Annotated in this window: 19 protein-coding genes, 2 pseudogenes and 2 riboswitches; of the genes and pseudogenes, 15 read left to right on the forward strand and 6 right to left on the reverse strand. The window is 39.0% G+C overall.

Translation table 11 applies throughout. From position 1 onward, the window contains the following. From AC3A54_RS24970 to AC3A54_RS24995, 6 genes are all read left to right on the forward strand, one after another. Positions 1-747, forward strand: a 747-nt coding sequence (locus AC3A54_RS24970) for a bclA protein (protein ID WP_487656608.1), incomplete at its 5' end; no start/stop codon positions are given. Between the two features lie 97 nt (positions 748-844). Beyond that, positions 845-2575, forward strand: a complete 1731-nt coding sequence (locus AC3A54_RS24975) for a glycosyltransferase family 4 protein (RefSeq protein WP_487656609.1) — start codon at positions 845-847, stop codon at positions 2573-2575. A 252-nt stretch (positions 2576-2827) separates the two neighbouring features. After that, entirely contained in the window at positions 2828-3715 is an 888-nt protein-coding gene (locus tag AC3A54_RS24980; protein WP_487656610.1) for a GT-D fold domain-containing protein, read from the forward strand. A gap of 19 nt (positions 3716-3734) precedes the next feature. Continuing rightward, positions 3735-4847: a glycosyltransferase gene (locus AC3A54_RS24985; protein ID WP_487656611.1), complete on the forward strand. Its 1113-nt coding sequence runs from the start codon at positions 3735-3737 to the stop codon at positions 4845-4847. 72 nt (positions 4848-4919) lie between these two features. Further along, complete coding sequence (locus tag AC3A54_RS24990; protein WP_487656612.1) at positions 4920-5900, forward strand: glycosyltransferase; 981 nt, start codon at positions 4920-4922, stop codon at positions 5898-5900. Positions 5901-5933: 33 nt separating this feature from the next. After that, positions 5934-7004 (forward strand): hypothetical protein, encoded by a 1071-nt coding sequence (locus AC3A54_RS24995; RefSeq protein WP_487656613.1) that lies wholly within the window; start codon positions 5934-5936, stop codon positions 7002-7004. A gap of 48 nt (positions 7005-7052) precedes the next feature. Here AC3A54_RS24995 and AC3A54_RS25000 read toward each other — a convergent pair whose 3' ends face one another. From AC3A54_RS25000 to AC3A54_RS25020, 5 genes and pseudogenes are all read right to left on the reverse strand, one after another. Continuing rightward, positions 7053-8153 (reverse strand): DegT/DnrJ/EryC1/StrS family aminotransferase, encoded by a 1101-nt coding sequence (locus AC3A54_RS25000; protein ID WP_487656614.1) that lies wholly within the window; start codon positions 8151-8153, stop codon positions 7053-7055. Then, positions 8150-9139, reverse strand: coding sequence for a Gfo/Idh/MocA family protein (locus tag AC3A54_RS25005; RefSeq protein WP_487656615.1), 990 nt, complete (start codon positions 9137-9139; stop codon positions 8150-8152). The genes AC3A54_RS25000 and AC3A54_RS25005 overlap by 4 nt, the downstream gene beginning before the upstream one ends. Positions 9140-9200: 61 nt before the next feature. After that, positions 9201-9437 (reverse strand): annotated as a pseudogene (locus tag AC3A54_RS25010) (DapH/DapD/GlmU-related protein); the annotation flags it as partial. Positions 9438-9440: 3 nt separating this feature from the next. Next, positions 9441-9662 (reverse strand): annotated as a pseudogene (locus AC3A54_RS25015) (LbetaH domain-containing protein); the annotation flags it as partial. Between the two features lie 169 nt (positions 9663-9831). Continuing rightward, complete coding sequence (locus tag AC3A54_RS25020) at positions 9832-10770, reverse strand: glycosyltransferase (protein ID WP_487656616.1); 939 nt, start codon at positions 10768-10770, stop codon at positions 9832-9834. 235 nt (positions 10771-11005) lie between these two features. On the opposite strand from AC3A54_RS25020, the gene AC3A54_RS25025 reads away from it, so the two are divergent. Continuing rightward, on the forward strand, positions 11006-12283 hold the full coding sequence (locus AC3A54_RS25025; protein WP_487656617.1) for a nucleotide sugar dehydrogenase: 1278 nt from the start codon (positions 11006-11008) through the stop codon (positions 12281-12283). Between the two features lie 47 nt (positions 12284-12330). On the opposite strand, the gene AC3A54_RS25030 is transcribed toward AC3A54_RS25025, so the two are convergent. Then, the gene (locus tag AC3A54_RS25030; protein WP_487656618.1) at positions 12331-13425 is read right to left on the reverse strand and encodes a tetratricopeptide repeat-containing glycosyltransferase family 2 protein; all 1095 of its coding nucleotides are present in this window, start codon (positions 13423-13425) and stop codon (positions 12331-12333) included. Positions 13426-13625: 200 nt separating this feature from the next. Here AC3A54_RS25030 and AC3A54_RS25035 point away from each other — a divergent pair, with 200 nt between their 5' ends. The 8 genes from AC3A54_RS25035 to ptsG all read left to right on the forward strand — a co-directional run bounded on the left by AC3A54_RS25035 (position 13626) and on the right by ptsG (position 25585). Next, positions 13626-14279 (forward strand): hypothetical protein, encoded by a 654-nt coding sequence (locus AC3A54_RS25035; protein WP_487656619.1) that lies wholly within the window; start codon positions 13626-13628, stop codon positions 14277-14279. 196 nt (positions 14280-14475) lie between these two features. Further along, complete coding sequence (locus AC3A54_RS25040) at positions 14476-15417, forward strand: AAA family ATPase (RefSeq protein ID WP_308084270.1); 942 nt, start codon at positions 14476-14478, stop codon at positions 15415-15417. Positions 15418-15466: 49 nt separating this feature from the next. Continuing rightward, positions 15467-16633 (forward strand): DUF58 domain-containing protein, encoded by a 1167-nt coding sequence (locus tag AC3A54_RS25045; protein WP_487656620.1) that lies wholly within the window; start codon positions 15467-15469, stop codon positions 16631-16633. Next, a complete protein-coding gene (locus tag AC3A54_RS25050) occupies positions 16633-18849 on the forward strand; it encodes a transglutaminase TgpA family protein (RefSeq protein ID WP_487656621.1) in 2217 nt (738 codons plus the stop codon). Before AC3A54_RS25045 ends, AC3A54_RS25050 begins: the two co-directional genes overlap by 1 nt. A 74-nt stretch (positions 18850-18923) precedes the next feature. Continuing rightward, a riboswitch (purine riboswitch) is annotated at positions 18924-19025 on the forward strand. Between the two features lie 129 nt (positions 19026-19154). Further along, complete coding sequence (guaA, locus tag AC3A54_RS25055; RefSeq protein ID WP_487656622.1) at positions 19155-20693, forward strand: glutamine-hydrolyzing GMP synthase; 1539 nt, start codon at positions 19155-19157, stop codon at positions 20691-20693. A gap of 115 nt (positions 20694-20808) precedes the next feature. Then, positions 20809-20910, forward strand: a riboswitch (purine riboswitch). Positions 20911-21020: 110 nt separating this feature from the next. Continuing rightward, entirely contained in the window at positions 21021-22349 is a 1329-nt protein-coding gene (locus AC3A54_RS25060; protein ID WP_487656623.1) for an NCS2 family permease, read from the forward strand. 136 nt (positions 22350-22485) lie between these two features. Then, on the forward strand, positions 22486-23346 hold the full coding sequence (gene glcT / locus AC3A54_RS25065) for a glucose PTS transporter transcription antiterminator GlcT (RefSeq protein ID WP_487656624.1): 861 nt from the start codon (positions 22486-22488) through the stop codon (positions 23344-23346). A 190-nt stretch (positions 23347-23536) separates the two neighbouring features. Further along, entirely contained in the window at positions 23537-25585 is a 2049-nt protein-coding gene (ptsG, locus tag AC3A54_RS25070; protein ID WP_487656625.1) for a glucose-specific PTS transporter subunit IIBC, read from the forward strand. Positions 25586-26266: the final 681 nt, after the last annotated feature.

Below are 26266 nucleotides of genomic sequence, written 5' to 3' on the forward strand. Positions count from 1 at the left end.
GGACCAACAGGACCGACAGGACCGACAGGACCGACAGGACCGACAGGACCAACAGGACCAACAGGACCAACAGGACCGACAGGACCAACAGGACCGACAGGACCAACAGGACCAACAGGACCAACAGGACCAACAGGACCAACAGGACCAACAGGGCCGACAGGACCGACAGGACCGACAGGACCGACAGGACCTCCAGGGCCAACAGGACCACCAGCTGATACAGAATGTGATTGTTGCGTTGGACCAATGACTGACATTTTTGAACAACTTGCTGCTGAAGGTATCCAAGTTTCTGTTGGAACAACTTCACAAACAAGTAATGGCGGTATTAACAACGTAACCATTGATTGTGTGATTGATGGATTCTTCCTTGCTGATAATGGACATATTGCAGCACCAATGTGTCAGATCGTTGGTGTACAGGGTGATGGTCTATTAACTGGTATAACACTTCCAGTAGGACCGACAGGAGTTGATCGTACTGGCGAATGTGAATGCTGTGAGCAGCCAACAAGGGCAATTTTGGAAATGATTAGAGGTATAACAGCCACAGCTGATTACTTTACTGATGGGTTCTTTGACAATATTCAGAATGCGACAATCGTTGATATACAAGAAGGACTTGTAAAAATTACAACAGGACAAGACACATTTATCCTTAGTACTTGTCATATCGCGAAGATTCAAGATATTAGAGCAAATGGAGCATCTCAAGGCGCAGGTTTAACATGTGAACCATTATAAAAATTAAAACCATCAGCGGTGCTTGTCAGGTTTGGCAAGCACTGTTCTTTTTTTAATTGAAACATAGAATAGAATAAAAAACTAAATGGAGGCCAACGTGATACAGGAACTTCGTTCAAAAGAATTTAATAGGAGATTAGAAAGATATAAGTTAGCTAACAGTCAGAAATTATTACAGTCAAATAAAAATATCGATCAGCTGCATATTGTCTATGCCATGACGCATGTAGGCATTTCCGGTGGTGTAAAAGTCATCCTCGAGCATGCCAACAGGCTGCAAAAAGCTGGCGCTAAAGTAACATTGATATCCCATTTCCAAAAACCGTCTTGGTTTCCAATTGAAGCAGAGTATATTCAAGTTCCTTTTGAATTAGAGCTGGCAAAAGGGATTCCCCTCTGTGACCTCATTGTCGCTACCTACTGGGATCATATTCAAGCATGTATGGAAACAGGTATAGCTCCTGTTGTCTATTTTGAACAGGGAGATTTTCATTTATTTGACTATGATTCTATGAATCGTACATTAAAGAATTTCATTCAGAAACAATTTGAGATTTCTCCGTTTATTTACACGGTCTCCCACCAGGCATCTAAGCTTATTACTAACATATACGGCAGAGAAGCACAGGTTTTCCCGAATGCGGTTGATGAGAATGTATTTACCACAGCTGGAGAAAAGGAAAAGGGGGACCGGCCATACCTATTAATGGTGGGCGGAGAAAGTGCGAAATTTAAAGGCATTTCTGACATTATCACAGCGTACGACAAAGTAAAAAGTGAATTTAAAATGGATTTATATTGGATCACTCCAGAACAGCCATCTGAAGCAATGAAAAAGAGAGTAACAAAGGTGTTCGTTAACCCCACTCAGCAAAAAATCAGCAATCTCTATAGAGGGGCATCCTTATTTATTTGTGGGTCGACTTATGAGAGTTTTTCACTTCCTACGCTAGAAGCAATGGCATGTGGTTGTCCTGTTGTTACTACAAATAATGCCGGGATACTCGAATACGTGGTAAATCAGGAGAATGCTTACATTTGTCAGATGAAAAATCCTGATGATATGGCTGAAAAAATCGTTCAGGTATTAGCCAGTCAAGAGATCCAAACCAAACTAAGAAAGAATGGCCTTCAAACAGCACAAAAGTATAAATGGGAAACCATAATAAATGATATCCTACACTATTATAAAAATATTGTTTCCTATAACATCCAGTCCTCAAATGAATTGAATAATTGGGAAATAGGCGTAAATGCAGAGCAGTTTTTGAACCAAGAGGATTTCGAAAAACTGAAAAGATTTTTGCTTGTTACCCATGCGGATATAGTAAAAGCCCCGGTAATCTATAGTTTTGAAAAGGCTCCCCAAATAGCAAGATGGGAAGTCATTGCACATCGTAAAAATGGGAGCGAAGGGAAAACAGAGCATTGTTCTTGTCCACTAAAACCTACTAACAAACTTCAGTTATTTAATCTCCCCGGCTACAGCTCATTTTTATTAAGGGAATATGAAAAGGCATTGGATGACTTTATTTATTTACATGAGAATCAAGAAAATCCGAAAGAAAAGGCGGTAGCAGCCCGCTGGATTATTGTCACCCTTATGAGGCTGCAAAGGAAGCAGCAGGCAAAGAAAAGAGTAAAAGAGTGGATAAGCCAATACCCTCATAATGTAGATTTTTATTTACTGAATGCGCTACTCCATGATGAAGCTAAAATAAAATCCTCTTCCATTGAATCGGTTAAACTGTTAGGCGATGCCGCGTCCTACCCGGAATATTTCTTTCATGTGCACTCACAGTGGGAGGCACTTCTTGCTGATAAATGAATATACCTAAATTGAACTCATTGTGGAGATCTTTTAACTTTAGGCTGTGTTAAAGAACAGTGTAGATTTTTATACTCTGTTGATTGGAGCGGAAGGCGCGAAGACTCCTGTGGGAGTACGGTTCAGGGGAGACCCCGCAGGCGTGAGCGCCGAGGAGGCTCGCCGAAACGCCCACGGAAAGCGAAGCGCCTGGAGCGGAAATCAACAGACAAGTTTAACAAAGCATAACTTTAAGCTAAAGGGGTTTTTCGATTGACCTATTCATTTTCCCCGGAACAATGGGAGTACTTATTCAGGCTCGGCTATCCAGGTACATGGGATAAGGCTTCACTGGCTTCCGAAGCTATATATCGAGGCGGAGAGGCAATTGTTAAAGGCAAGTTATTAAAGAATCAGTACCTTCCTTTCAATATTGAAGACATCATTGAGGAAGGCATGAAGAACCTTTCAAAGGATTTAATTCATCTACAGACAGCCACGGAAGTAGAACAGCAACTGATTCAGGCATTGAATGAAAAGAAAGGGTTCAGTGTGATCCGGCTTGGTGATGGTGAAATACTGGCTTTGGCACATGACAATTTGGTTTCATCAGAAGAAATCAATTCGAACAGACGGTTAAAAGGAATGGGCGGCTTCAAAGTCCCCAATCATGAAAAAAGAGATTTGCTGGTAAAGAATCTACTAGAGGCTGATATTGTTGGATTGCCGGAAGCGAGATACCCTGTCTACCAGAGAATGTTTAATCAAGTAGCAAAAGCATATACCCTTCCACTTCATACAATGAAATTAACAACTTCCCTCATAAACTACCAGCTCAATCAGGAAACCACTTTCTTTCATAATGTTTTAGAAAATTACAAAGTATTGTTGATCGGAAATCGTTCTGTGGATGGAAAGGACTTTTTCATTAAAAAGGGCTATAGCTCCATTTCAGGTACCATTTTGGTGCCAGGGTTTGATTCTATCGAAAAAGTGATGGAAGAAGTGGATCAATATGAGTTTGACATTGCTTTTGTATCCGCTGGGGTTGCAGCTAATATCATTTGTGTAGAAATTGCCAAGAGGAATAAGCCGGCCATTGATTTTGGCCATTTGCTCGATTGGTATCTATCAGGACGGAGGGTCATTAGGACCCAATGATGATGCATGAGGTGTTTTTATGATTAGTGTCATTCTACCTGTATACAACGGGGAAAAATTTATAAAGGAAACCATTAATAGTCTGTTGAACCAGACAGAAAAAGATTTGGAGCTGCTTATTGTTAACGATGGTTCCACAGACAACGGCGAAGAGGTCATCCTATCGTTTAGTGATAAGCGGATCAGGTATTTCAAACAAGAAAATAAAGGGGTAGCTGAAGCTTTTAATAAGGGATTATCAGAGGCTGAAGGAGATTTTATTACGTTTCATGGAGCAGACGACATATCCCTGCCTCATCGTTTTGAGCGGACTATGGAAATTATCAAAAACCAAAGTATTGGATTTGTCCATTCTGATATGCTTCTCATTACTGGAAATGGATCTCCTTTGGGCTATTGGCAATCAAGCAACATATTACCGCAAGACATTTATTCGTTCTTTTTAAATGTGGGAACCCCTTTCAATAATCCAACAATGATTTTTAAAAGAGAAGTACTGAAAACCGATATAAAATATGACCCTACCATTAAGGTTGGTTCAGATACAGACTTTATATTAAAGGCTGTAGAGGATTGCTTGTCGTACCACATCCCTGAGCCTTTGTATTTATACAGAAGGCATCAGACCAACGTGACCAATCAGAGAAGTTATGATGTACTGTCACGTCATGTAAAACTGAACATCACCAATGAAGACTTGAAAAATATTGATGAAGCAAGTTGGAACTATGATGGACCAGACCACAATTTATTTGCAGCTAAGCTAATTGCAGGTATCGCTCTTTCCAGGAGATGGATGACGAATGAAGCTTTTATTCTATTTAATGAGGCCATTCCTTTGATTAAAAATGACCGGGACCGTACTTTTTTTGAGGGAATGAAAGGGCTTATCGAAGAAGATTATAAGCGGGCGTTTAAACATTTCAGCAAAATAGAGAATCGAAATCATCTCGAAGAAAATTATCTAGGAGAATCCTTGCTTTTATTGAAAAAATATAATGAGGCCTATCCACATTTTCTTAGAGCATTAGAAATCTATCCACTTTATCATTCCCCCGTTATCAATCTGAAAGCAATAGGCATGTTAAAAGGATTTAATATGCTTGATAAGCATGTAAATAAATATAAATAGCCCCCGTTATTAAAGGGGGTTCTTCATTATGAAAATCCCCCTTGATTCTTGTAATCAAAGGAGTTGTAGTTAATGAATGATAAGTTGAAAATTTTATTGCTGATCAAACCCTTTTGGAGGAATTTCCCTAAGCATAAGCCTAAATTTGAAACCATTACTGCCATTGAGAGTTTTGCCGAGGTTAGATATTGGTACAAAGACGGGAACATTCAAGAAATTTTAAAACGAATCAAGTTTACTCCTGATTTTATACTCCACTATGATGTTGCCTGGGGGTATGCCTTTTCACCGATGATCAGCGGTCTTGATCAGGTGGACATTCCAAAAGGATGTATCGTGATTGATACGCATTACTTTCCTTATGTAAGAAGGCAATACTTTAAAGATACAAATATAGATATGATATTTTCCCTCACCAAGTCGCCCTTTTTAAAGACATTTCCTGAATATCAGGAAAAATTCAGGTGGTGGCCATTTGCTATTAATTCTGGGATTTTTAAAGACTGGCAGTTAGAAAAAGACATCGATTGCTTATTAATGGGACAGGTTTATGATCGGGAAGGAACGAGTCCTAACAAAACGAACACACCAAAAGGAAGATACCCTTTTAGAGAAGAGGTATTGGAGAAAATGAGAAATACTAAGGGATTTGTCTTTCATCCACATCCGGGACATGATGCCCCTTCCAGTGCCATATTAAATCAAAAATATGCCCAGGAATTAAATCGCTCGAAAATATTTTTCACATGTGGTGGGGTATATAAATACCCGGTCTTAAAGTACTTTGAGGCTCCGGCCTGCAGAACTCTTCTGCTTGCGGAACCAGTTCAGGATATCCTTGACCTTGGTTTTATAGATGGACAGCATTTTGTGGCCTGTGATCGGTCAAACTTTCAGGAGAAAGCAGCATTTTATTTAGAAAATGAACAAGAAAGGCAACTTATTACGGATAATGGATATGAATTTGTGCATAAATATCATTCCAATCAGGCAAGAGCTCTGCAGTTAATTCAATATATTGAAGAATTTTTAAGAAACTGGGCTACTTATTAAAGTTTCGGAATATAGGAAGAAAGGAAGAAGGCAATGGATGCACGTAGTTTATATGAAAAGCTAATTATGAAATTTCCAGAAGGAGAGGTGGGGATAGGGTTAGAGCCTACTTTTCCAGGGATTTCATTTCAGCCCATGACCTATGGATTGCTGCTTTCGTCTGAAGCAATATATTATAAAAAGTTTAATAATAAAAGCAGTATGAATAGAATACGAGAACTTACAGACTGGCTGATAGAAAATAATGATTTAGATAAAGACGGGATTCCGGGATGGGGGCTGCCACACGCGTGGGATGCCTTTCAAGATGGATCAATCAATCCGCCAAATCATCCATATACAATTACAACATCTATCGTTATGAATGGCTTCTTAGATGCTTTGTCAGTCCAAAACGTGGTCCCAAATGACAAAAAGAAAAAAATACGTGGCCTTTTGGCAAAAGTCACCCTTCATTGGTGTAAATATGTATGGACGAGTAGCAATGAGGGTGGCTATTTCTGGTACAGTCCAAGGAAAGAAGATAGTCACTTTACGGTAAATGTTTCTGCTATGTTTCTAGGAACCTTAGCAAGGCTCTTAGCTGAGCAAGGTGATATATTTACTAAAAAGGAATCCCTTTTTGTACAAGACCGTATGGATGCTGCAGCTAAGTCTATCATTTCAAATGCCAAGCTAAATAAGGGGTTACCAAAGTGGTATTATACTATTCATGAAGATCCAAAAAGAAGAGGCAAGTTTAATGATCTAGTCCATCATGGATACATTCTTTGGGGGTTGGAAAGCTATAGAACACATGGCGGAAGACATCAATTGCCGTGGACATTGGAACAATCTGTTGAATCTATTAATAGTTTTATTATGGAGGATCAAGTTCTAAGATTTCAAAATGATCGAGGACCAGCACGCCTCTGGGGAGCAGGAATGGCATTATCCTTTTATGCAAAATACGCTCATCAAGAAAAGGTAAATCATCTAATACAGATTATTGATAAAGAATACGGGCCGTTTCCTGATCTATTGTATTATCCAAATGATAAGGATAAAAGTTTTTATCCTCGCTTTGCGGCACATGTATTATGGGGATTAGCATTAAGCATTTAATAATAAAAAATAAGAGGCTGACATCATCAGCCTCTTATTTTTATCCTTTTAATCGACAATATCTAGTAAAGTATCACAAATTTCCTTAATCTGATTCTCTGATAGCTCTGCGTACATAGGTAGTGATAATAGTTCTTTTGCATAATCTTCACTTATTGGGAAGCTGCCTTCTGGAATTCCAAGATTCCTATAGGCTTCTGTTAAGTGGATAGGTGTAGGATAATGGATACCTGTTTGAATGCCCCGATCGAGTAAATTTCTTTGAACAACATCACGGTTCTTCACACGAATGACAAAAAGATGGTATACATGTCTGCAATGTTCTCTTTCCGTTGGAAAAACAATAGAAGAATCTTTTAATAAATTCCTATAAAGTTCAGCATTTTTCCTTCTAGCCTCTGTCCATTGCTCGATATATTTCAACTTAATATTTAAGATAGCAGCTTGAACTCCGTCTAATCTGCTGTTATAACCAGCTATTTCATGAATGTATTTTACTTTGCTGCCATGCTGGCTTAATAAGCGTACTTTTTCTGCTAGGTTTTGGTCGTTTGTCACAACTGCTCCACCATCACCATAGGCTCCTAAATTCTTGCCCGGATAAAAGCTAAAGCACGCTGCATCACCGATTGACCCAGCCCTTTTCCCTTTATATTCAGCGCCATGTGCTTGAGCAGCATCTTCAATCACTTTCAGTCCATGCTCAGCGGCAATTTTTAATATCGGATCCATATCTGCTGTCTGTCCATACAAATGGACAGCTATAACTGCTTTTGTTTTTTCGGAAATCTTTTCTGAAATAGCAGAGGTGTTAATGGTATAGGTATCTATATCATGATCCACAAAAACGGGTAATGCACCTACAGCAGTAATCGCTTCAACGGAGGCTATAAAAGTATTGGTGGGGACAATCACTTCATCTCCAGGGCCAATATCCATCGCCTTCAGAGTAAGCCATAATGCATCTGTTCCATTAGCCACACTCACACAATGAGCAGCTTGGCAATATTGTGCGAAGTTTTTTTCGAATCTCTCAACTTCTTGTCCGCCGATAAAAGTGCAGTTCTCGAAGATTTGTTCAACTGCTGCCTTTATTTCATTCTTTATACCCCTATATTGGGCTTGTAAATCTAAAAATGGTATAGTCATTTTTTATTGCTCCTTAATAAAAAATCACTTTCTTCAAGTACTTTTACAACGTTCAAACCCTTATTTCCACTGGTAAGCGGCTCTTTATTGTTACGTACACAATCTGCAAAATGAGCAAGCTCCACATGTAAAGCTTCTTTTAAAACAAGCTCTGGAATATAGTCTCTTTCATTCATATAACTATAGGAAACTTCTCCATTATCATTCTGTGAAATATCTACATGCTTTAAAAAAACCTTTACTTTCTTCTCAGACTCCATATCATCATAAATAATCATACCCTCGGTCCCTATAACAGCCATTTTTCGGACTTTCTCAGGATATTGCCAGCTATTCATAATGTAGACTTTTTCTCCATTTGAAAAAGTTAAATTGAGAAATGCAGTGTCCTCCAATTCTGGATTCACATTTCGTTGTCCATAGGCTTCTACCTTTGTGATTTGTCCATCAATAAGGTAGTCAACAATAGACAAATCATGTGGTGCTAAATCCCATAGCACATTAATATCCCTTTGATATAAGCCCATGTTTAACCGTTGAGAAGAAATATATTTGATTTCTCCAATCTCTCCTGAATCAATAATTTCCTTCATTTTTCGGACGGCACTTGTGTAAATAAATGTATGTCCGACCATCAGTGTAAGATTTTTTGATTCAGCCATCTTACATAGATCTGTAGAGCTCTTTACAGAATTGGTCAGTGGTTTTTCTATAAAGACATGCTTGTCGTTCATGAGTGCTTCTTTTGCAAATTGATAATGAGTATTTACTGGAGTGACAATTAAAACCATGTCAATGGAAGGATCCTTAATTATGTCTTGATAGTTTGTGGTGATAGTAACATGAGGATATAAAGCTTTTTGTTTGTTTAGTTGATCAGTGTTTAAATCAGCGATATACATGAGATCGACTTCCGGCAATGCATCCAGATTACGGATTATATTTGGTCCCCAGTAGCCGCAGCCAATGACACCTGCTCTTAACATTCCTTGTCCTCCTAATGAATAATAATCTGGATATGGGAGAGGAGAATTATTCCTTAATAATGCGGATCAGTTTGGCTGGGTTTCCGGCAACAATTGAATTTGCTGGAACATTCTTTGTAACGACACTTCCAGCACCTATCAATGCTCCTTTTCCAATAGTGATGCCAGGCAAAATGGTGCAGCCTGATCCAATGGATACACGCTCTTCAACGACCGTTTCGAGCAAAGTCCATTCAGTTTCAGTTTGCAGCGTACCATCTGCGTTGGTGGCCTTCGGGAACATATCGTTTGTAAACATCACTCCATGCCCAATAAAAACCCCATCCGCTATATAGACTCCCTCACAGAGAAAGGAGTGGCTGGAGATTTTGCAATTTTTCCCAATTTTAACGCCTTTTTGGATTTCCACAAATGCTCCAATTCTGGTACCATCACCTATTTCACATCCATAGGCGTTTACAAAGTCATAAATTTTGACGTTTTCTCCCAGTTTTACATTTGTTAAATTACTTTTGCTTTCCATAATACACTCCCATATCTTTCATTTGTCATGAGGTCGAAGCCATAAAGTATAAATGGCTTTTTAATCAGTCTCTTTATGGTATATGTTAAAAAAAAGGAAGTGCTTGAGAAAAAAACCTACATAGAAAAAAATCCGCTGGTATAATAACCGAGCGGATTTGTTATGTTTGTTAATCTTTTCCTTGTTCAGCTAAATAGTCCTCTACATACTTGACGAATTGTTGTGCTCTCACATTGTTTGTATGATGAGTATGGATAAAATGGTAGCCATTATCCATAATTCTTGTTCTTTCTGCTTCATTTTCAAGGTAATACATCGCTTTTTCATAAACATTGTCTTCATTACAAGCAACGAAATTTTCACCATCAACGAAGCCTAATTCCACGAGATCTGGGACAGGCTTTGCCAGAAGCAAGGTTCTGCATGCAGGGGCTTCGAAGTATTTTAAAACTGGATAATTGTACTTTGATCCACATGTAAAGAAGATTTTAGCTCTATTTAGCTCTTTTGCGTATTTTTGATTAAGATAGGCTTTTGAAGATTGTTTTGCTCGATGGCCAGGGTGCTGATGAAATAAAAATCCTTCTGTTCCCCTCATTTTGACTAAAACTTCTTCCCTAAAAGGATACTTTCCCCGTGGGGTGTTCGTCTTATTACTGCTTTTGCGTTCTCTGTCAAACACCTGGCCCATAAGTAGAAAGTTGATATCCTTCTTACTATTCCAATCTTTAAATACCTCAGGATTGATGGCGAAGGGAAACCACCGGAATTGTTCATTATATTGTGGGAAAGTTTTTAGGAATGGATTCTTTGTTACTGAAAAGATTAAATCAATTTTATTTTTAGAGAAAAAATTTCTCCTATCAGTTGGATTATAATGGACATCAATCACTATAGATCCTTTTGGGATGTTGATCGTGCCCAAACCAGAAATGACGGGTGCTAGAGAGCTCCCCCATGCATGGTCGTAATGAAGAATAAAATCAGGAGTGAAATTCAATTTCTTGATTATTTCATGTATGTCACCATTCGTATGCCAATAGCGAACATCCGCATATTTTTCTATTGCTTTAATCGTATCGAATTTTGGTTGATGTTTTGGTAACAATTTGTTGAACGCCCTGATCAAAATTAAGATTTTTAGTTTTTCTGTCAAAAAATCACCTCAATTCACTATAAATATTAGAGTCTGTCCATCTATCATATTCATTTTTAAAAATGATGCTTATATTAAAAGCCAATTTTGATGAGCTATTTAGACGCTTTATTTACACAAAGAAAATGAAACTACATAAAATAACGGAGAGTGTCCGGAATAAAGTGGAGTTGAAAGGGTTGATTGAGTGAAGAATGTGACAGTTGTTGGGTTGGGTAAAATTGGACTGCCTTTAGCCGCGATTTTTGCGAATTGCGGACATTTCCATGTGTATGGAGCAGATATAAATAAACTTGTGGTGGACCAAGTAAATCAGGGAATAGCGCATGTAAGTAATGAGCCTGGACTAGATGAGCTCGTTGCCAAAGCCCATCAAGCTAAAACTTTAGAAGCTACTGTGAATACAGCAGAAGCAGTGAATAAATCTGAGGTCGTAGTGGTCATCGTACCAGTTTTAACGAGGGAAAATGGACAAATTTACTATCAATATATTGATTCTGCGGTCGAGGAAATAGCAAAGGGAATAAAGAAGGGGACATTAGTCACCTTTGAAACAACGTTGCCTGCAGGAGATACGAGAAATCGTTTTGGCAAAACGATTGAAAAAATTTCGGGGTTAACGATGGGAGAGGATTTTTTCTTATCCTATAGTCCTGAAAGAGTCTATTCCAACCGAATTATTAAAGATTTGTCTTCCTATCCTAAAGTGGTAAGCGGCTATAACAAAACTAGTCTAGAGTTAGCGACAGATTTTTATAAAAAGGGGTTAAACTGTGAGATTTTACAGGTAAGCAGTTTGGAGGCTGCTGAATTTACTAAAGTTGCTGAATGTGTCTATCGAGATGTTAATATCGCACTTGCTAATGAACTTGCTGTTTATGCAAACAATCTTGACATTAATATCATGGAAGTGATTAAAGCAGCAAACAGTGAACCTTATTCCAATATCCATCTGCCGGGAGTTGGTGTGGGAGGGCATTGTATTCCTGTATATCCATATTTCTTTATCAATAACGGCATGCAGGAGGGGCTGACAACGTTATCCAGGAAAATTAACGATAATATGGCGCAATATGCAGTTGAGTTAACGGAAGAAACCATTGGTTCGTTAAAAGATAAAAAAATCCTTATATTAGGATTATCGTTTAGGGGAAATGTAAAGGAACCAACAAAATCTTCTACGTTGTTACTGATAGAAGAATTAGGAAAGAAGGAAGCAAAAGTGTTTGTTGATGACCCATTGTTTGATGCAAATGAAATAAGTAAATATGGGGTCATTCCTTTCTCTAATCAGCAGGCCGATCAAATAGACGCCATCATACTCCAGGCCTATCATGATGAATATCAGAAACTGGACTTTTCAGCCTTTAAAAACTGCAGCATGGTATTGGATGGAAGAAATGTGTTAAACCGAAGGGATGTTGAAAAATTTGGCATGAAGTACCTCGGCATCGGAATTAAATAGGGGGATATCAGACACGAAGCAAAAGAGGGAATTGGTCATATTCCCTCTTATTTTTTGCCTTTATTTTTCATATGATCATTAAAAAATTTCTCATTGAACAGAACTTGCTTGTCGGTTGGACGGTATTTTTTTGCCAGTTTATTATGTTCAATGGATTTCTCTACATTCCCCAATTCCCAGTGGCAGACACAAAGTGCTAGATGGGGATACCAGGTAGAATAGGCTTCGTTTTGGAAGCCTGAAGTGATTTTCTTCTTTTGATAAGCAATGTCATACCAGAAGACGGCTGTCTGATAGTATTTTTTCGCTTTAAACTGATCCCCTAACCGGCAGCAAGTTTCAGGCCGAGGGACATCATAAGCTAATGTTTTTAATAGGGCGTCCATTTCCTCTTCTTTTTCCCCTCTACGTGCGTGGATATCTGCCAAATAAAGGCAAGCTCGTATGTTATCCTCGACCCAGCCCTTTTTACCTCCAAGAAACTCATTATAGTAAATGATCGCTTTTTCATATTGTTTATGATCACGTAACTCATTGGCATAGTAAAATAAGTCCCTTGGGGAAAAATCTTCGCCTTTTTTTATTCTACTTTCATAGATTCGTAAATTCCTATCAGATATGTGAGTACTGGCTTTTTTGATATATTTTTTATGCTCCACAGCAATATCAGCTAAGATGATCTTGCCGCCGACATCCAGATATTCATGTACCGGTCCTATCCATTTAAAGTCCTTACTTCTTTTCACCAAGCGATTTCTTCTGTAATGAAAAGAGGGGTTCCCATATTCATCCCTGTCGATCACATAAATCATTGATACTGCATCGACACTTGAATCTAGCCCTGCTTTTAATTTCTGAAATTTCTCCTGATCATCTGGGAGCAACACATCGTCGGCATCCAGCCATAGGATATAATCCATTGTCGCATGGCTGAAGGCATAGTTCCTTGCTGCTGAAAAATCATCAATCCATTCAAAGTCCAATATCTTGTTTGTAAACTGTTTGGCAATCTCCTTTGTGCGATCAGTCGATCCCGTATCTACGATAATAATTTCATCACAGATTTTTTGAACACTTTGGAGACAGTTAGCCAAAACTTCTTCTTCATTTTTAACAATCATACAAAGACTAATGGTTGGCATTTAGTCACCTCTTGTTAATAGATTTCTCCTCATCATATGTGAGTGGACAAAGATTGGAAACTCTATGACAAATAGATTAATGCCTGTTCTTTTTTTGCATATAGATTTTTAACCATATTTGTTGACACCCAGTCCCAACGCTTAGTCTTATGCATAGGATGTTATGAAGTACAGACCACGAAGATAGGAAGGGCTTTAAAATGATCCAATTGTTAGAACATAAACAGGTTATCATGGATGAGTACTGCCATTATCCAGTAGTATTTTACCTACAAGGGGGTAAAATCTTAAATAGTAGCGGTTTGTATAGAAGAAGACCATTTATGACAAAGTTCTTTTTAATCCATTCTATAGAGGGCTGCTGTATCAATTTAACACTATTAAAACCAAGTAAACATTGCTCTAACCAGTTGATCCTTGTTCCTACCGAAACGTGTATAACTCTTGATTTGAAATGCATTTGTGGTCTCCAATTCCTACCTTGCATTCCAGTGGGGGAATGTGAACTTAATCCAATTATTATTAAGGACTGCATATGTGCACCTTTTGTTATTTTACCGGGCTATAAAGAGACTGTTTTATGGAAAACAAATCTCACTTCTGCCTTTAGTGGTTCACTCAACATATGCATCGAGGAAGGCTTCGATGAGAGCTTGGAATTAAGAGTGTACTATCATGATTTGCATGAATATCGAACGTATCCCATTTACCAAAAGGAAGAGTTTTTTATTTTTCAAGACTGCAAAATGATTACACTCAACAGAAAAGCATCCTCAAAAAAAGTAAAAGGAATATTTGAAATAGAAATGGCAGGCGAAATTATGGACGAAGTAGTTCCTTCCTTTTTGCAATAGTTCATGCGAAGAGGATGGAACTATTTTTATTTAAAGGTAACATCTGATGAAACATTTTCCAGCCTTTTTCCGTCTACTAATTATGCGGTTTTTGAATATTGTGTGACTTTACATACAGGAGATTTCCAGAAAATAGAGAATACATAATGATAAATGGTCGATTAAATAAGGAGGAGTCAACTTGTCATTAGAACAAATGAATCCCACTATAGAGAAAATACTAGCAAACATTGAAAAGGTTATGATTGGAAAAAGGAACGTAGCAGAACTCAGCCTCGTTGCTTTACTGGCAGAAGGGCACGTGTTATTAGAAGACGTTCCAGGTGTAGGGAAGACGATGATGGTTCGAGCACTTGCCAAATCGGTAAATGCTAACTTTCGTCGAATTCAATTTACCCCGGACTTATTGCCATCGGATGTAACTGGCGTTTCGATTTATAACCCGAAAGAAATGGAATTCCAATTTCGTCCTGGTCCCTTAATGGGTAACATTATTCTTGCCGATGAAATCAACCGGACATCTCCGAAGACTCAGTCTGCCTTGTTAGAGGGAATGGAAGAAGCCAGCGTTACCATTGACGGAGTGACACATAAACTGAAAAAGCCATTCTTCGTTATGGCGACACAAAATCCAATTGAATATGAAGGAACGTATCCCCTTCCGGAAGCGCAGCTGGACCGCTTTCTGTTAAAAATGAAGATGGGTTATCCGGAGCTGCACGAGGAAATGGAAGTATTGAATCGAGCACAAAAGGTACCGCCGATTGAGGATCTCTATCCTGCTGTCGACCTTGAAGGCCTGCTCAATTTACAAAGAGAAATCAAAGATGTGTTTGTTGATGACAGCATCAAGCGTTATATCGTTGATATCGTCAATCGGACGAGGGGACATGGAAGTGTGTACCTTGGTGCAAGCCCAAGGGGATCGATTGCCCTGATGAAAGCTGCCCAAGCCTATGCGTTTATGTTTGGCCGTGATTATGTGTTACCAGATGATATTCAATATTTAGCCCCATTTGTTTTATCCCACCGGATTATCTTAAAGTCAGAGGCCAAATTCGAAGGGATTTCTGCAGAAGAAGTGGTGAACCGGGTGGTTGCAAGAGTTCCTGTACCGGTACAAAGGCTTGTGAAGTAAGATGAAAAAGTTGTGGAATCCATTTAAAAAAATATGGAGATTTATCCTATTGCTTTTTTTGATTTGCCTCACCTTCTCGTACGCCATGTTTCAGGGAGGGTTCGTTAGCTGGTTTTTATTTTACAGCTTTCTGCCATTTTCTATTTACTGTGTCGTGATCTCTTTTTATTCCTTAAATGAGCTTGAGGTCACACGGGTTTTACCAAAGTCAGATTATAATGCAGGGGAACCCTTGAAGGTAACCGTCACGATCAAAAGGAGAAATTCGTTTCCGCTTTTTTATTTGCTTGTCGAAGACCATTTAGATGATGCATTAAAATATGCAGAAAAGACTAGTTCTCCAAAGGCACTTGTTTTTCCAGGATTAAAAAAGGAATTTTCTTATCAATATACGATTAATAAGCTCCCAAGGGGAGAGCATTTCTTTCATTCCTTTACATTGAGAATTGGTGACCCGCTTGGATTATTTGAAAAGGAAAAGACGTTTGCATCGGAAGGGAAAATCGTCGTCTATCCTGCTTACACAGAACTATTATACCGCCCTTTTGAAAACCAATATGATCAAGGGTTGACCGCTTCACGCGAGCGGGTCCAGCGCGATACTTCAATGGCGGTGGGGGTAAGGGACTATCAGCCGGGAGACCGTTTCTCCTGGATTAACTGGAAAGCCTCCGCGAAACGAAATGTGATTATGACGAAGGAGTTCGAACAGCGGCAGTCACATGACGTATTCGTTATCATGGATTGTGTGCCAGATCAACGCTTTGAACCTGTTGTTTCCTTTACAGCCTCTCTTCTACGTGCCGTTCTAAAAAAAGGAGCACAGACGGGGCTGTTAACCTTTAGTAAGGAGCGGGCTTCTTTTCCTATACGAGGGGGAGAGCAGCATCTGCAACAGCTTTTTTATCATTTAGCAAAAATAGAAGCAAAAAGCTTACGTTCCTTTGAAAAAGTGTTAGAGAAAGAAGCGTTTTTTATTCAACAGACTGTTTCGTTTATGCTTGTTACGGCGCAATTAACCAAACCACTCGTTGAAAAGGCAAGTTTTCTTGGACAAAGAAAGGGCTCGATTACGCTTTTTCTCATTAAGGGTCTAAAGGAGTCACCATCAGAAGAGGAACGCTCGCTTATTGCCGTCGCGAATGCACGAGGTATTCGCATTGTACTCGTTCATGAAGGTAATTTTGCCGCTGTTTTTTCGGAGGTTACGCGATAATGAAAAGGGATATTCCTTCGTTTTTATTAAACATGTTAGGGTTTATACTTTTGTGGGAATGGCTTAGGCCAATAGAAAAAATAACCAACACGGAAAATATCGAAATGTTTATTGTTTTTCTATTGATTTCTTTTGTTATTTCCTATTTGAATCTGAAGTGGATCTGGCAGTTTCTGATTAAAATTGTTTATATTTTATTTTCAATTAACCAATTACATTATGAAGAAGGATTCTTCCATGCAAGTTGGGTGAAGAGCTTTTTCGGCGATATTTTTTATAATATCGGTCTGCTTTTTACCCGCCAATGGAATGATATCACGAATGAATTTCGTTCATTGTTGTTTTTTGTTTTGTTATGGCTAATGGTTTACTTAATTCATTATTGGCTGTTAAACAGGCAGAGAATATTTATCTTTTTCTTTATGACTTTAGTGTATATCACCGTACTGGACACTTTTACACCCTATAGTGCCAAAATAGCCATTGTTCGTACTGTCGTGGCAGGATTTGCTGTGATGGGGATGCTAACCTTTTCACGAATTATCCATAGGGAAAATGTCTCTTATCATCCCTCCTTTGTTCGTAAATGGATGGCACCGCTGGCAATAATGATTGCTGTTAGTGTGCTCGTAGGGATTGCGGCTCCTAAGGCTGCTCCTATTTGGCCAGACCCTGTTCCGTATCTGACTGCTAATAATGATAAGGATAAGAAAGAAAGTGCTGGTGGGGTCCACCGTATTGGCTATGGCACGGATGATTCGGTATTAGGTGGACCATTTATTGGCGACAGCAGCCCGGCTTTTCAATATCAAGCAAACGGTAAAACGTATTGGAAGATGGAGACAAAGGACACTTATACAGGAAAGGGCTGGCTTGCATCTGGATCAACACCCATCGCATTTCGTCAAGAAGACCTAGTACCTGTTTTTTCTTATCCAGATACGGTGGAGACAATTAAAGAATCTGTTATTGTCAGGGCACATGTCAATTATAAGTACAACTATATTATGTATCCTGCAGGTATTAAAAAAATAGTGAAAATGCTCCCGCAAGATCCGGAGGGGAATAAATTTTTCATTGATACCACCAATGAGCGGATTAGTTTTTTCAAAAATGACAACCGGCCTGCTGCACCACAGGTGTTTACCTTAGCATTTGAAAAACCAAAATATAAAGCAACTGATTTAATCAAAACAACAAGCTTCAATCCGAATGACATGAACCCGGAGTTTTATAAAAAGTATACGCAGGTGCCTGAGACTTTGCCGGGGCGAGTGAAAGAGTTAGCTGAAGAAATCACGAAGGAAAAATCAAATTGGTTTGAAAAGGCAAAAGCTGTGGAAAGTTACTTTGGAAAAACGGAATATTCCTATGACCAAAAAAATGTCGCGATACCTGGTGAAAACGATGATTATGTGGACCAGTTCTTATTTGATACTAAAAGGGGATACTGTGACAATTTCTCCTCCTCCATGGCTATTATGCTTCGAGCTGTGGGGATTCCAACTCGCTGGGTAAAGGGATATACAGGCGGTGATTTCCTCCAATATAGTGATGAGGATTCAGGTGAACAGGTATACGGGGTGACCAACAATAATGCCCATTCTTGGGTAGAGGTGTATTTTCCAAACCAAGGCTGGGTTCCATTTGAACCGACCAAGGGCTTTAGTAATGAAATCATAATCAACTACGAAGCTGTAGGGAATTCTGCAAATAATTCAGGAGCTGCGCCTCCATTAGCACAGAAACCTCAAAAGGAAGAAAAGGAAGAGGCGAATACAAAGAAGGATTCGGAAGGTACGTTCGATTTTACTAAAATGTGGGAAAGTATAGCTACCGCTTTTAAAAGCAATTGGAAGATGGGCGTTTTCCTTCTCGTTATTCTCGCATTCATCGGCTGGGTTCTATACCGAATCCGAGGCAAATGGGTTCCATATGTTGTCATGCTTAGGTATAGGTTTAAAAAGAAAGATGAGAGCATCGGGGAGGCCTATTTAATATTATTGGCTCAACTGGATCGCTATGGATTAAAACGAAAGGAAAATCAAACCCTTCGTAACTATGCTCGTTATATCGATACGTTTTTTTCAACAAGGGAAATGACGCGGTTAACGGTTCATTATGAGCAATATATGTACCATCAGCACCTTCCGAAGGGAACATGGGAAGAATCGTATAAATTATGGGAAAATTTAATTAAAAAGACAATCGCTTGACCTGAAAAACGACCTATTGTTACAATATGATTTAATTCAATGTCTAGCAACAGCATCCGCAAATGCATTAGCTAGTCTAATAGGTACGTTTCCTTCATATATCCTCGAAAATAGGGTTCGAGAGTATCTACCGGGCCGCCGTAAATGGCCTGACTATGAAGGCAGGATTTTTTTCTATGGGTCTTTTTACTAGAGAACTAGAATTCTGCCTTCCTACAATTTTTAGGGGGCAGATTCTAGTTTTTTTTATTTTTTTTCAAAATGGTAAAAGCTAATAAAAACTTGAGAAGATTGAGGTGGCTGTTTTGGCAGGGAAAAATGATTTGGTTATTGTTTTAGATTTCGGAAGTCAATACAATCAGTTGATTACACGCCGAATTCGTGAATTTGGAGTATATAGTGAGCTTCACCCACATACCATTACGGCTGAAGAAATCCGCCGTTTAAACCCGAAGGGCATTATTTTTTCTGGCGGACCAAACAGTGTGTATGATGAAAATTCTTTCCGTTGTGATGAGTCTATCTTTGAAATGGGTCTGCCGATTCTTGGGATTTGCTACGGAATGCAGCTAATGACGGTTCATTTTAAGGGTAAGGTTGAAAAAGCCAAAAATAGTGAGTACGGAAAAGCGACTTTAACGGTTCAAAATCAATCCGCATTGTTTGCAGATCTACCTGATGAGCAGGTGGTTTGGATGAGCCACGGTGACCTTGTGGTTGAAGCGCCAGCTGGCTTTACTGTTGACGGTACAAACCCGTCCTGTCCGATTGCAGCCATGAGTGATGAAGCTAGAAAGCTTTATGCGGTTCAGTTCCATCCAGAGGTACAGCATTCAGTTCATGGAAATGACCTTCTTAAGAACTTTGTCTTTAACGTTTGTGACTGTAGTGGCGATTGGTCGATGGAGAATTTCATTGAAATGGAAATGGCAAAGATCCGAGAGAGGGTTGGCGACAAAAAAGTCCTTTGTGCGTTAAGTGGAGGAGTAGACTCATCCGTTGTTGCCGTTTTAATTCACAAAGCAATTGGGGACCAGTTAACGTGTATCTTCGTTGATCATGGTTTGCTTCGTAAAAATGAAGCAGAAAGCGTAATGAAGACTTTTTCAGAAGGCTTCAATATGAATGTTATCAAAGTCGATGCCAAAGAAAGATTCCTATCAAAGCTTGAGGGCGTTTCTGACCCAGAGAAGAAGCGGAAAATCATCGGCAATGAGTTTATTTATGTATTCGATGATGAGGCGACAAAGCTTGAAGGAATTGACTTTTTAGCGCAAGGAACTCTTTACACAGATATCATCGAAAGTGGTACGGCTACCGCTCAAACGATCAAGTCTCACCACAATGTGGGTGGCCTGCCGGAAGACATGCAATTTACATTGATTGAACCACTGAGCACTTTGTTTAAGGATGAGGTTCGCGCCCTTGGAACGGAACTGGGTATACCAGATGATATCGTTTGGAGACAGCCATTCCCTGGTCCAGGTCTTGGAATTAGGGTGTTAGGGGCCATTTCTGAAGATAAGCTGGAAATTGTTCGTGAATCCGATTGGATTTTACGTGAAGAAATTAAGAAAGCTGGACTTGATCGTGAAATCTGGCAGTATTTCACTGTACTTCCAGACATCCGCAGTGTTGGGGTCATGGGGGATGCCAGAACATACGATTACACGATTGGTATCCGTGCTGTTACTTCCATTGATGGAATGACCTCCGATTGGGCCAGAATTCCTTGGGACGTTCTTGAAGTGATCTCTACCAGAATTGTCAATGAAGTGGCACATGTTAACCGAGTGGTTTACGATATCACTAGTAAGCCACCAGCAACCATTGAGTGGGAATAATAGTCGAGTGATTTTATAGTTTTACTTATATACGAACGATTTTTATATTTTTATAAAAATCGTTCGTATTTTATATTGACGAGGACTATTTATGCTGTTATGATAATAGAGAAATGAATAGATTGTCGAATCACGTCGTATAATATTGGGAATATGGCCCAAAAGTTTCTACCGAGCCACCGTAAATGGCTTGACTACGAGGCAGTGATTAATAGAGAGGGGTTTCACTTTCCTCTGTTAATTATCTTTGCCCACGTCAACGCTCCGGTAGAATATGCCAGAGCGTTTTTTGTTGTAAAAAACAGAGATTTTTAGGGGGAAAGAAATATGCACAAATATTTTGAGTTTGAAAAATACGGTACAAATTACCGCCGCGAATTCATCGGGGGATTAACCACTTTCTTGGCGATGGCCTATATTTTAGTTGTTAACCCGTTAACCTTATCACTTGCTTCGATAAAAGATTTTCCAGATGCACTAAGAATGGATTATGGTGCAGTATTTGTGGCAACAGCCTTAGCATCTGCATTAGGATCCATTATCATGGGGCTCCTTGGTAAGTATCCATTGGCTTTGGCACCTGGTATGGGATTAAATGCCTTCTTTGCTTACACAGTTGTATTAGGAAGTGGGATTCCATGGCAGCATGCACTTGGAGCCGTCCTAATTTCTGGGGTGTTTTTCTTCTTATTAACACTGACTGGACTTCGTGAAAAAATTATTAATGCGATTCCGATTGACTTAAAGCACGCTGTTGGTGCGGGGATTGGTTTGTTCATCACATTTATCGGCTTACAAAATGCAGGAATTATTGTAAATAACGATGCGACACTAGTAGGACTCGGCGATTTAACAGCTGGTAATACACTACTTTCAATCTTTGGAATTCTAATTACAGTTATTATGATGACTAGAGGAATTAATGGCGCCGTATTCTTTGGAATGGTGATCACCGTTATAGTTGGAATGATTTTTGATTTAATCAAGGTACCACATCAAGTAGTTGATACGGTGCCAAGCTTAGCGCCGACATTTGGTGCTGCCTTCTCTTCATTCGGAGACAGTTCTTTTTACACCACATCGATGCTTGGAATTATCTTAACTTTCTTGTTTGTAGATTTCTTTGATAACGCAGGAACCTTGGTAGCTGTTGCTAACCAAGCGGGAATTATGAAAGACAATAAGCTGCCTCGTGCAGGCCGTGCGTTGATTTCCGATTCAATTGCAACGAGTGTAGGTGCTGTTCTTGGTACATCAACAACGACTTCATATATCGAATCATCAGCTGGGGTTGCATCTGGAGCTAGAACAGGGTTTGCTTCCTTAGTCACAGCAGGTATGTTCATCTTATCGCTATTTTTCTTTCCGTTATTATCTGTAGTAACTGCACCTGTAACTGCACCAGCTCTTATCATTGTTGGGGTATTGATGGTTTCATCTTTAGGAAAAATTGACTGGCAACGTTTTGAAATTGCCGTACCAGCGTTCTTAACGATGATCGCGATGCCGTTATCCTACAGTATTGCAACGGGTATTGCGGTAGGCTTTATCTTTTATCCAATTACCATGATTGTTAAAGGAAGAGTAAAAGAAATCAATCCGATCATGTACTTCTTCTTTGTCATCTTTGTTCTGTATTTTATATTCTTAAAATAAACCATTAAAGAGCTGCCACGCTGCAGCTCTTTTTTTGATTAAAAAGTTACCAGTTATTTGTCACATGGTTGTCGAACTTTGTCGTTGACTTCCTGATTCACCTCTTATAACATGATAATACTAAGATAAACATGGTATGAGGGGAGGGAAGGGTTTGGCAAGTTTATTAATTGATAAAGTGTTAAATAACAATGTCATTATTGCTGAGCACCCTTCCTATGAAGAAGTAGTTGTAATTGGAAAAGGCATTGGCTTTAACCGAAAGCGCGGTGATTATATCGATACAGATGTAGTCGAAAAGCTTTTTGTCCTTGAAAATGAAAAAGAACAGGAAAATTACATTAAACTGCTTCCGTTTATCGATAATGAGTTTTTAGAAGTGATTATTTCCGCCATGGATTTAATCAAGCAAAGGAACCATTCGACGCTAAATGAACATATTCATGTGGCATTAACGGATCATCTTATGTTTGCCTTAACAAGGGCTTCTCAAGGAATGGAAATGAAAAACCCGTTCTTAGTGGAAACAAAGGCTCTTTATCGCCATGAGTTTGAAATAGCAAAAGAAGTAGTAGCGTTGATTAAAGAAAAGACCGGGATTGACCTACCAATTGGGGAAGTCGGATTTATCGCCCTCCATATTCATAGTGCTGTGACCAACAGAAACCTCTCCGACGTGAATCAATATTCACAGCTTGTCAGCCGGCTGGTCGAAATGGTCGAAGAGCAGTTTGAAATAGAGATTGATAAAGAAAGCATTGATTATATGAGGCTTGTTCGTCACTTGCGGTTTGCTATTGAGAGAGTAGTCAAAGGAGAAAAAGTAGAGGAACCAGAAAAAATAGCTTCCCTCTTGAAAGAAGAATATCCTGTGTGTTATAATCTCTCATGGAAGCTCATTAAAGTGATGCAGCAAACATTAAAAATGAAGGTTTTTGATGCAGAAGCAGTGTATCTAACGATGCATCTGCAGCGACTTCAACATAAATTTAAATAGCTATTATTTTTTACGTGTTACTGATTCGATCAGGCATGAGTGAAAAGTATAATTGAATTGAAGGTTTAGGGGTAATCTATACCCATAGCCTGTATTCAATTGAACTTTTACTCATGCCTTTTTTGTTGGTATTTTTACCAATAATGTAACCGCTTTATGAGCCTAGAAAAATATTTAGGAGGTAACATTTATGTTTAAAAATGCTTTCGGTGTATTGCAAAAAGTTGGTAAAGCTTTAATGTTGCCGGTTGCACTTTTACCGGCTGCTGGGATTTTACTTGCTTTAGGTGCTGCCCTTGTAAATCCAGCCCTATTAGATTTAGCGCCATTCTTAGATAACAGTGCTGTAGCGATGGTGGCATCAGTTATGAAAAATGCTGGAGATATTGTCTTTGGTAATCTTCCGCTCCTTTTCGCGGTAGGTGTTGCTATAGGTTTAGCTGGTGGAGAAGGTACGGCCGGACTAGCAGCAATCATCGGTTATTTAATTATGAATGTAACAATGGGTACTGTTTTAGGAATTGACCCTAAAGAAATCAATGGGACAAACTACGTGAGTGTCCTAGGAATTCCAACTCTTCAAACGGGAGTGTTTGGAGGGATTATCGTTGGTATTATTGCCGCGACTTTGTATAATAAGTTCTTTGAAATTGAATTACCATCTTATTTAGGATTCTTTGCTGGTAAACGTTTTGTTCCAATCGTTACGGCAGGAACAGCGATCCTATTGGGATTACTAATGCTCGTTATTTGGCCGCCAATCCAATCTGGATTGAATGCTTTTTCAAATAACATGGTTAATGCAAACCTAACTCTTTCTGCATTTGTTTTTGGAGTAATTGAACGTTCGTTAATTCCATTTGGTTTACACCATATTTTCTATTCTCCATTCTGGTTTGAATTTGGCAACTATACAACAAAAGCGGGTCAAGTGGTTCACGGTGACCAGCGTATATTCATGGCGCAGATTTCTGACCATGTGAAAAATCTAACTGCTGGTACATTCATGACAGGTAAATTCCCATTCATGATGTTTGGTTTACCTGCTGCCGCATTAGCGATTTATCATGAAGCAAGACCTGAGAAGAAAGTGTTCGTAGGGGGATTAATGGCATCTGCTGCCCTAACCTCTTTCTTAACTGGTATTACAGAACCAATTGAATTTTCATTCTTATTCGTAGCACCACTTCTTTTCGGTATCCACGCGATCTTCGCTGGGTTATCATTTATGGTAATGCATTTATTAGATGTAAAAATCGGTATGACATTCTCCGGTGGTTTAATTGACTACATCCTATTCGGATTAATCAACCCACAAACACACGCTTGGATTGTTATCCCAGTTGGTTTAGTGTTTGCTGTGATTTACTACTTCGGTTTCCGTTTTGCGATTCGTAAGTTTAATTTAAAAACTCCTGGACGTGAATTAGAAGAAGAAGACGACCAGGTTCAGACAGGCAAAGCTGGATCAGGTGACTTGGCTGCAAACATTTTAGCGGCAATGGGTGGTAAGGAAAACATTTCTCACCTAGATGCATGTATTACACGTCTTCGTGTTTCTGTTAATGATATTAAGGATGTAGATAAAAACCAATTGAAAAAATTAGGTGCGGCAGGAGTACTTGAAGTAGGTAACAATATTCAAGCGATCTTCGGACCGCGTTCTGAAACCATTAAAGGTCAAATGAAAGATATTATGGCTGGAAAAAGACCAAGCGCAACTACAGTAAATGTAGATAAGCAAGAAAAGGCTCCAGTTGCAGCTCCAACTCAAGTTAAAGCTAGCGAAGTGTTCGTGGCTCCTATTAAAGGGGAAATTAAAGAAATTACTGAAGTTCCTGACCAAGTATTTGCAGGAAAAATGATGGGTGACGGTTTTGCAATTGTTCCTTCAGAAGGATTAGTGGTATCACCTGTTGATGGTAAGATTGTCAATCTATTCCCTACAAAGCATGCAATTGGAATCTTATCTGACGGCGGACGCGAAATCCTTATCCACGTGGGTATTGATACCGTTAACTTAAAGGGCCAAGGTTTTGAAACATTGGTTTCTGAGAATGACCGTGTTGTAAAGGGTCAGCCGCTATTAAAAGTGGATCTAGATTATATTAAAGAACATGCAACATCCACGATTACTCCAATTGTCTTCACAAACCTTGCTGAAGGCGAAAAGATTGTAATCGAAAAACAAGGTCTTGTTGATGTAAAACAAGAAGGTATTATTAAGATCACAAAGTAATGGGAAGCCGGCCGTGAGCCGGCTTTCTTTTTTTTGTCAAAGTCCTTGATAAAGGGGTGTAGTTTTGGAATTGGCGAGTAAAATGAGGGTATTGACGAGTAAGGTGTGAAGGTTGACGAGTAAAATAGAAAGTAGACGAGTAAATCATATAATTTGACGAGTAAATCATCGAAAGTGACGAGTAAGAAAGAAAAATATATAAAAAAGGTACTTCAAGAGGTGTATCTACACATAATTTGGAAGGAAGATACTTGTGCCAGGCTAACCGCCTGGCTTTTTAGTGTATATATTATAGAAGAAATAAAAAAATAGGCTGTTTTCGCAAAGGTTGTTGCACCTCAGTCGTAATTCCTAAAATTCCTCAACCTTATGAAATCTCCATTTAAAGTGGATATGAATTATATAGATTGCAATAAAGTTTACGTAATGAGCAAAAAATACGAATTAGTTGTTGACGGGTTAGGCACACGGTGGTAATATATTAAAGCAGTCGTTGATGACGAGTTAACAACATGTTGATGATAAAAACATCAAACAAATGGTTGACAATGAAATAGCGACATGGTATAGTAATAAAGTTGCTTCTGAAAAAGAAGTAACGGAGATTGTTCTTTGAAAACTAAACAAACAAAAACGTCAACAAACAAAAATTATTAGTTTCTTATGAAACTAAGCCAACGT

The sequence above is a fragment of the Neobacillus sp. Soil_C_43 genome, from assembly GCF_057656715.1.

Coding starts and splice junctions, on each gene's coding strand:
- AC3A54_RS24985 (WP_487656611.1), top strand. CDS start 3,735: ATGATTAGTGTCATTCTACCTGTATACAACGGGGAAAAATTTATAAAG.
- AC3A54_RS24990 (WP_487656612.1), top strand. CDS start 4,920: ATGAATGATAAGTTGAAAATTTTATTGCTGATCAAACCCTTTTGGAGG.
- AC3A54_RS24995 (WP_487656613.1), top strand. CDS start 5,934: ATGGATGCACGTAGTTTATATGAAAAGCTAATTATGAAATTTCCAGAA.
- AC3A54_RS25000 (WP_487656614.1), bottom strand. CDS start 8,153: ATGACTATACCATTTTTAGATTTACAAGCCCAATATAGGGGTATAAAG.
- AC3A54_RS25005 (WP_487656615.1), bottom strand. CDS start 9,139: ATGTTAAGAGCAGGTGTCATTGGCTGCGGCTACTGGGGACCAAATATA.
- AC3A54_RS25030 (WP_487656618.1), bottom strand. CDS start 13,425: ATGCCAACCATTAGTCTTTGTATGATTGTTAAAAATGAAGAAGAAGTT.
- AC3A54_RS25035 (WP_487656619.1), top strand. CDS start 13,626: ATGATCCAATTGTTAGAACATAAACAGGTTATCATGGATGAGTACTGC.
- AC3A54_RS25040 (WP_308084270.1), top strand. CDS start 14,476: ATGAATCCCACTATAGAGAAAATACTAGCAAACATTGAAAAGGTTATG.
- AC3A54_RS25050 (WP_487656621.1), top strand. CDS start 16,633: ATGAAAAGGGATATTCCTTCGTTTTTATTAAACATGTTAGGGTTTATA.
- AC3A54_RS25060 (WP_487656623.1), top strand. CDS start 21,021: ATGCACAAATATTTTGAGTTTGAAAAATACGGTACAAATTACCGCCGC.
- glcT (WP_487656624.1), top strand. CDS start 22,486: ATGAGGGGAGGGAAGGGTTTGGCAAGTTTATTAATTGATAAAGTGTTA.
- ptsG (WP_487656625.1), top strand. CDS start 23,537: ATGTTTAAAAATGCTTTCGGTGTATTGCAAAAAGTTGGTAAAGCTTTA.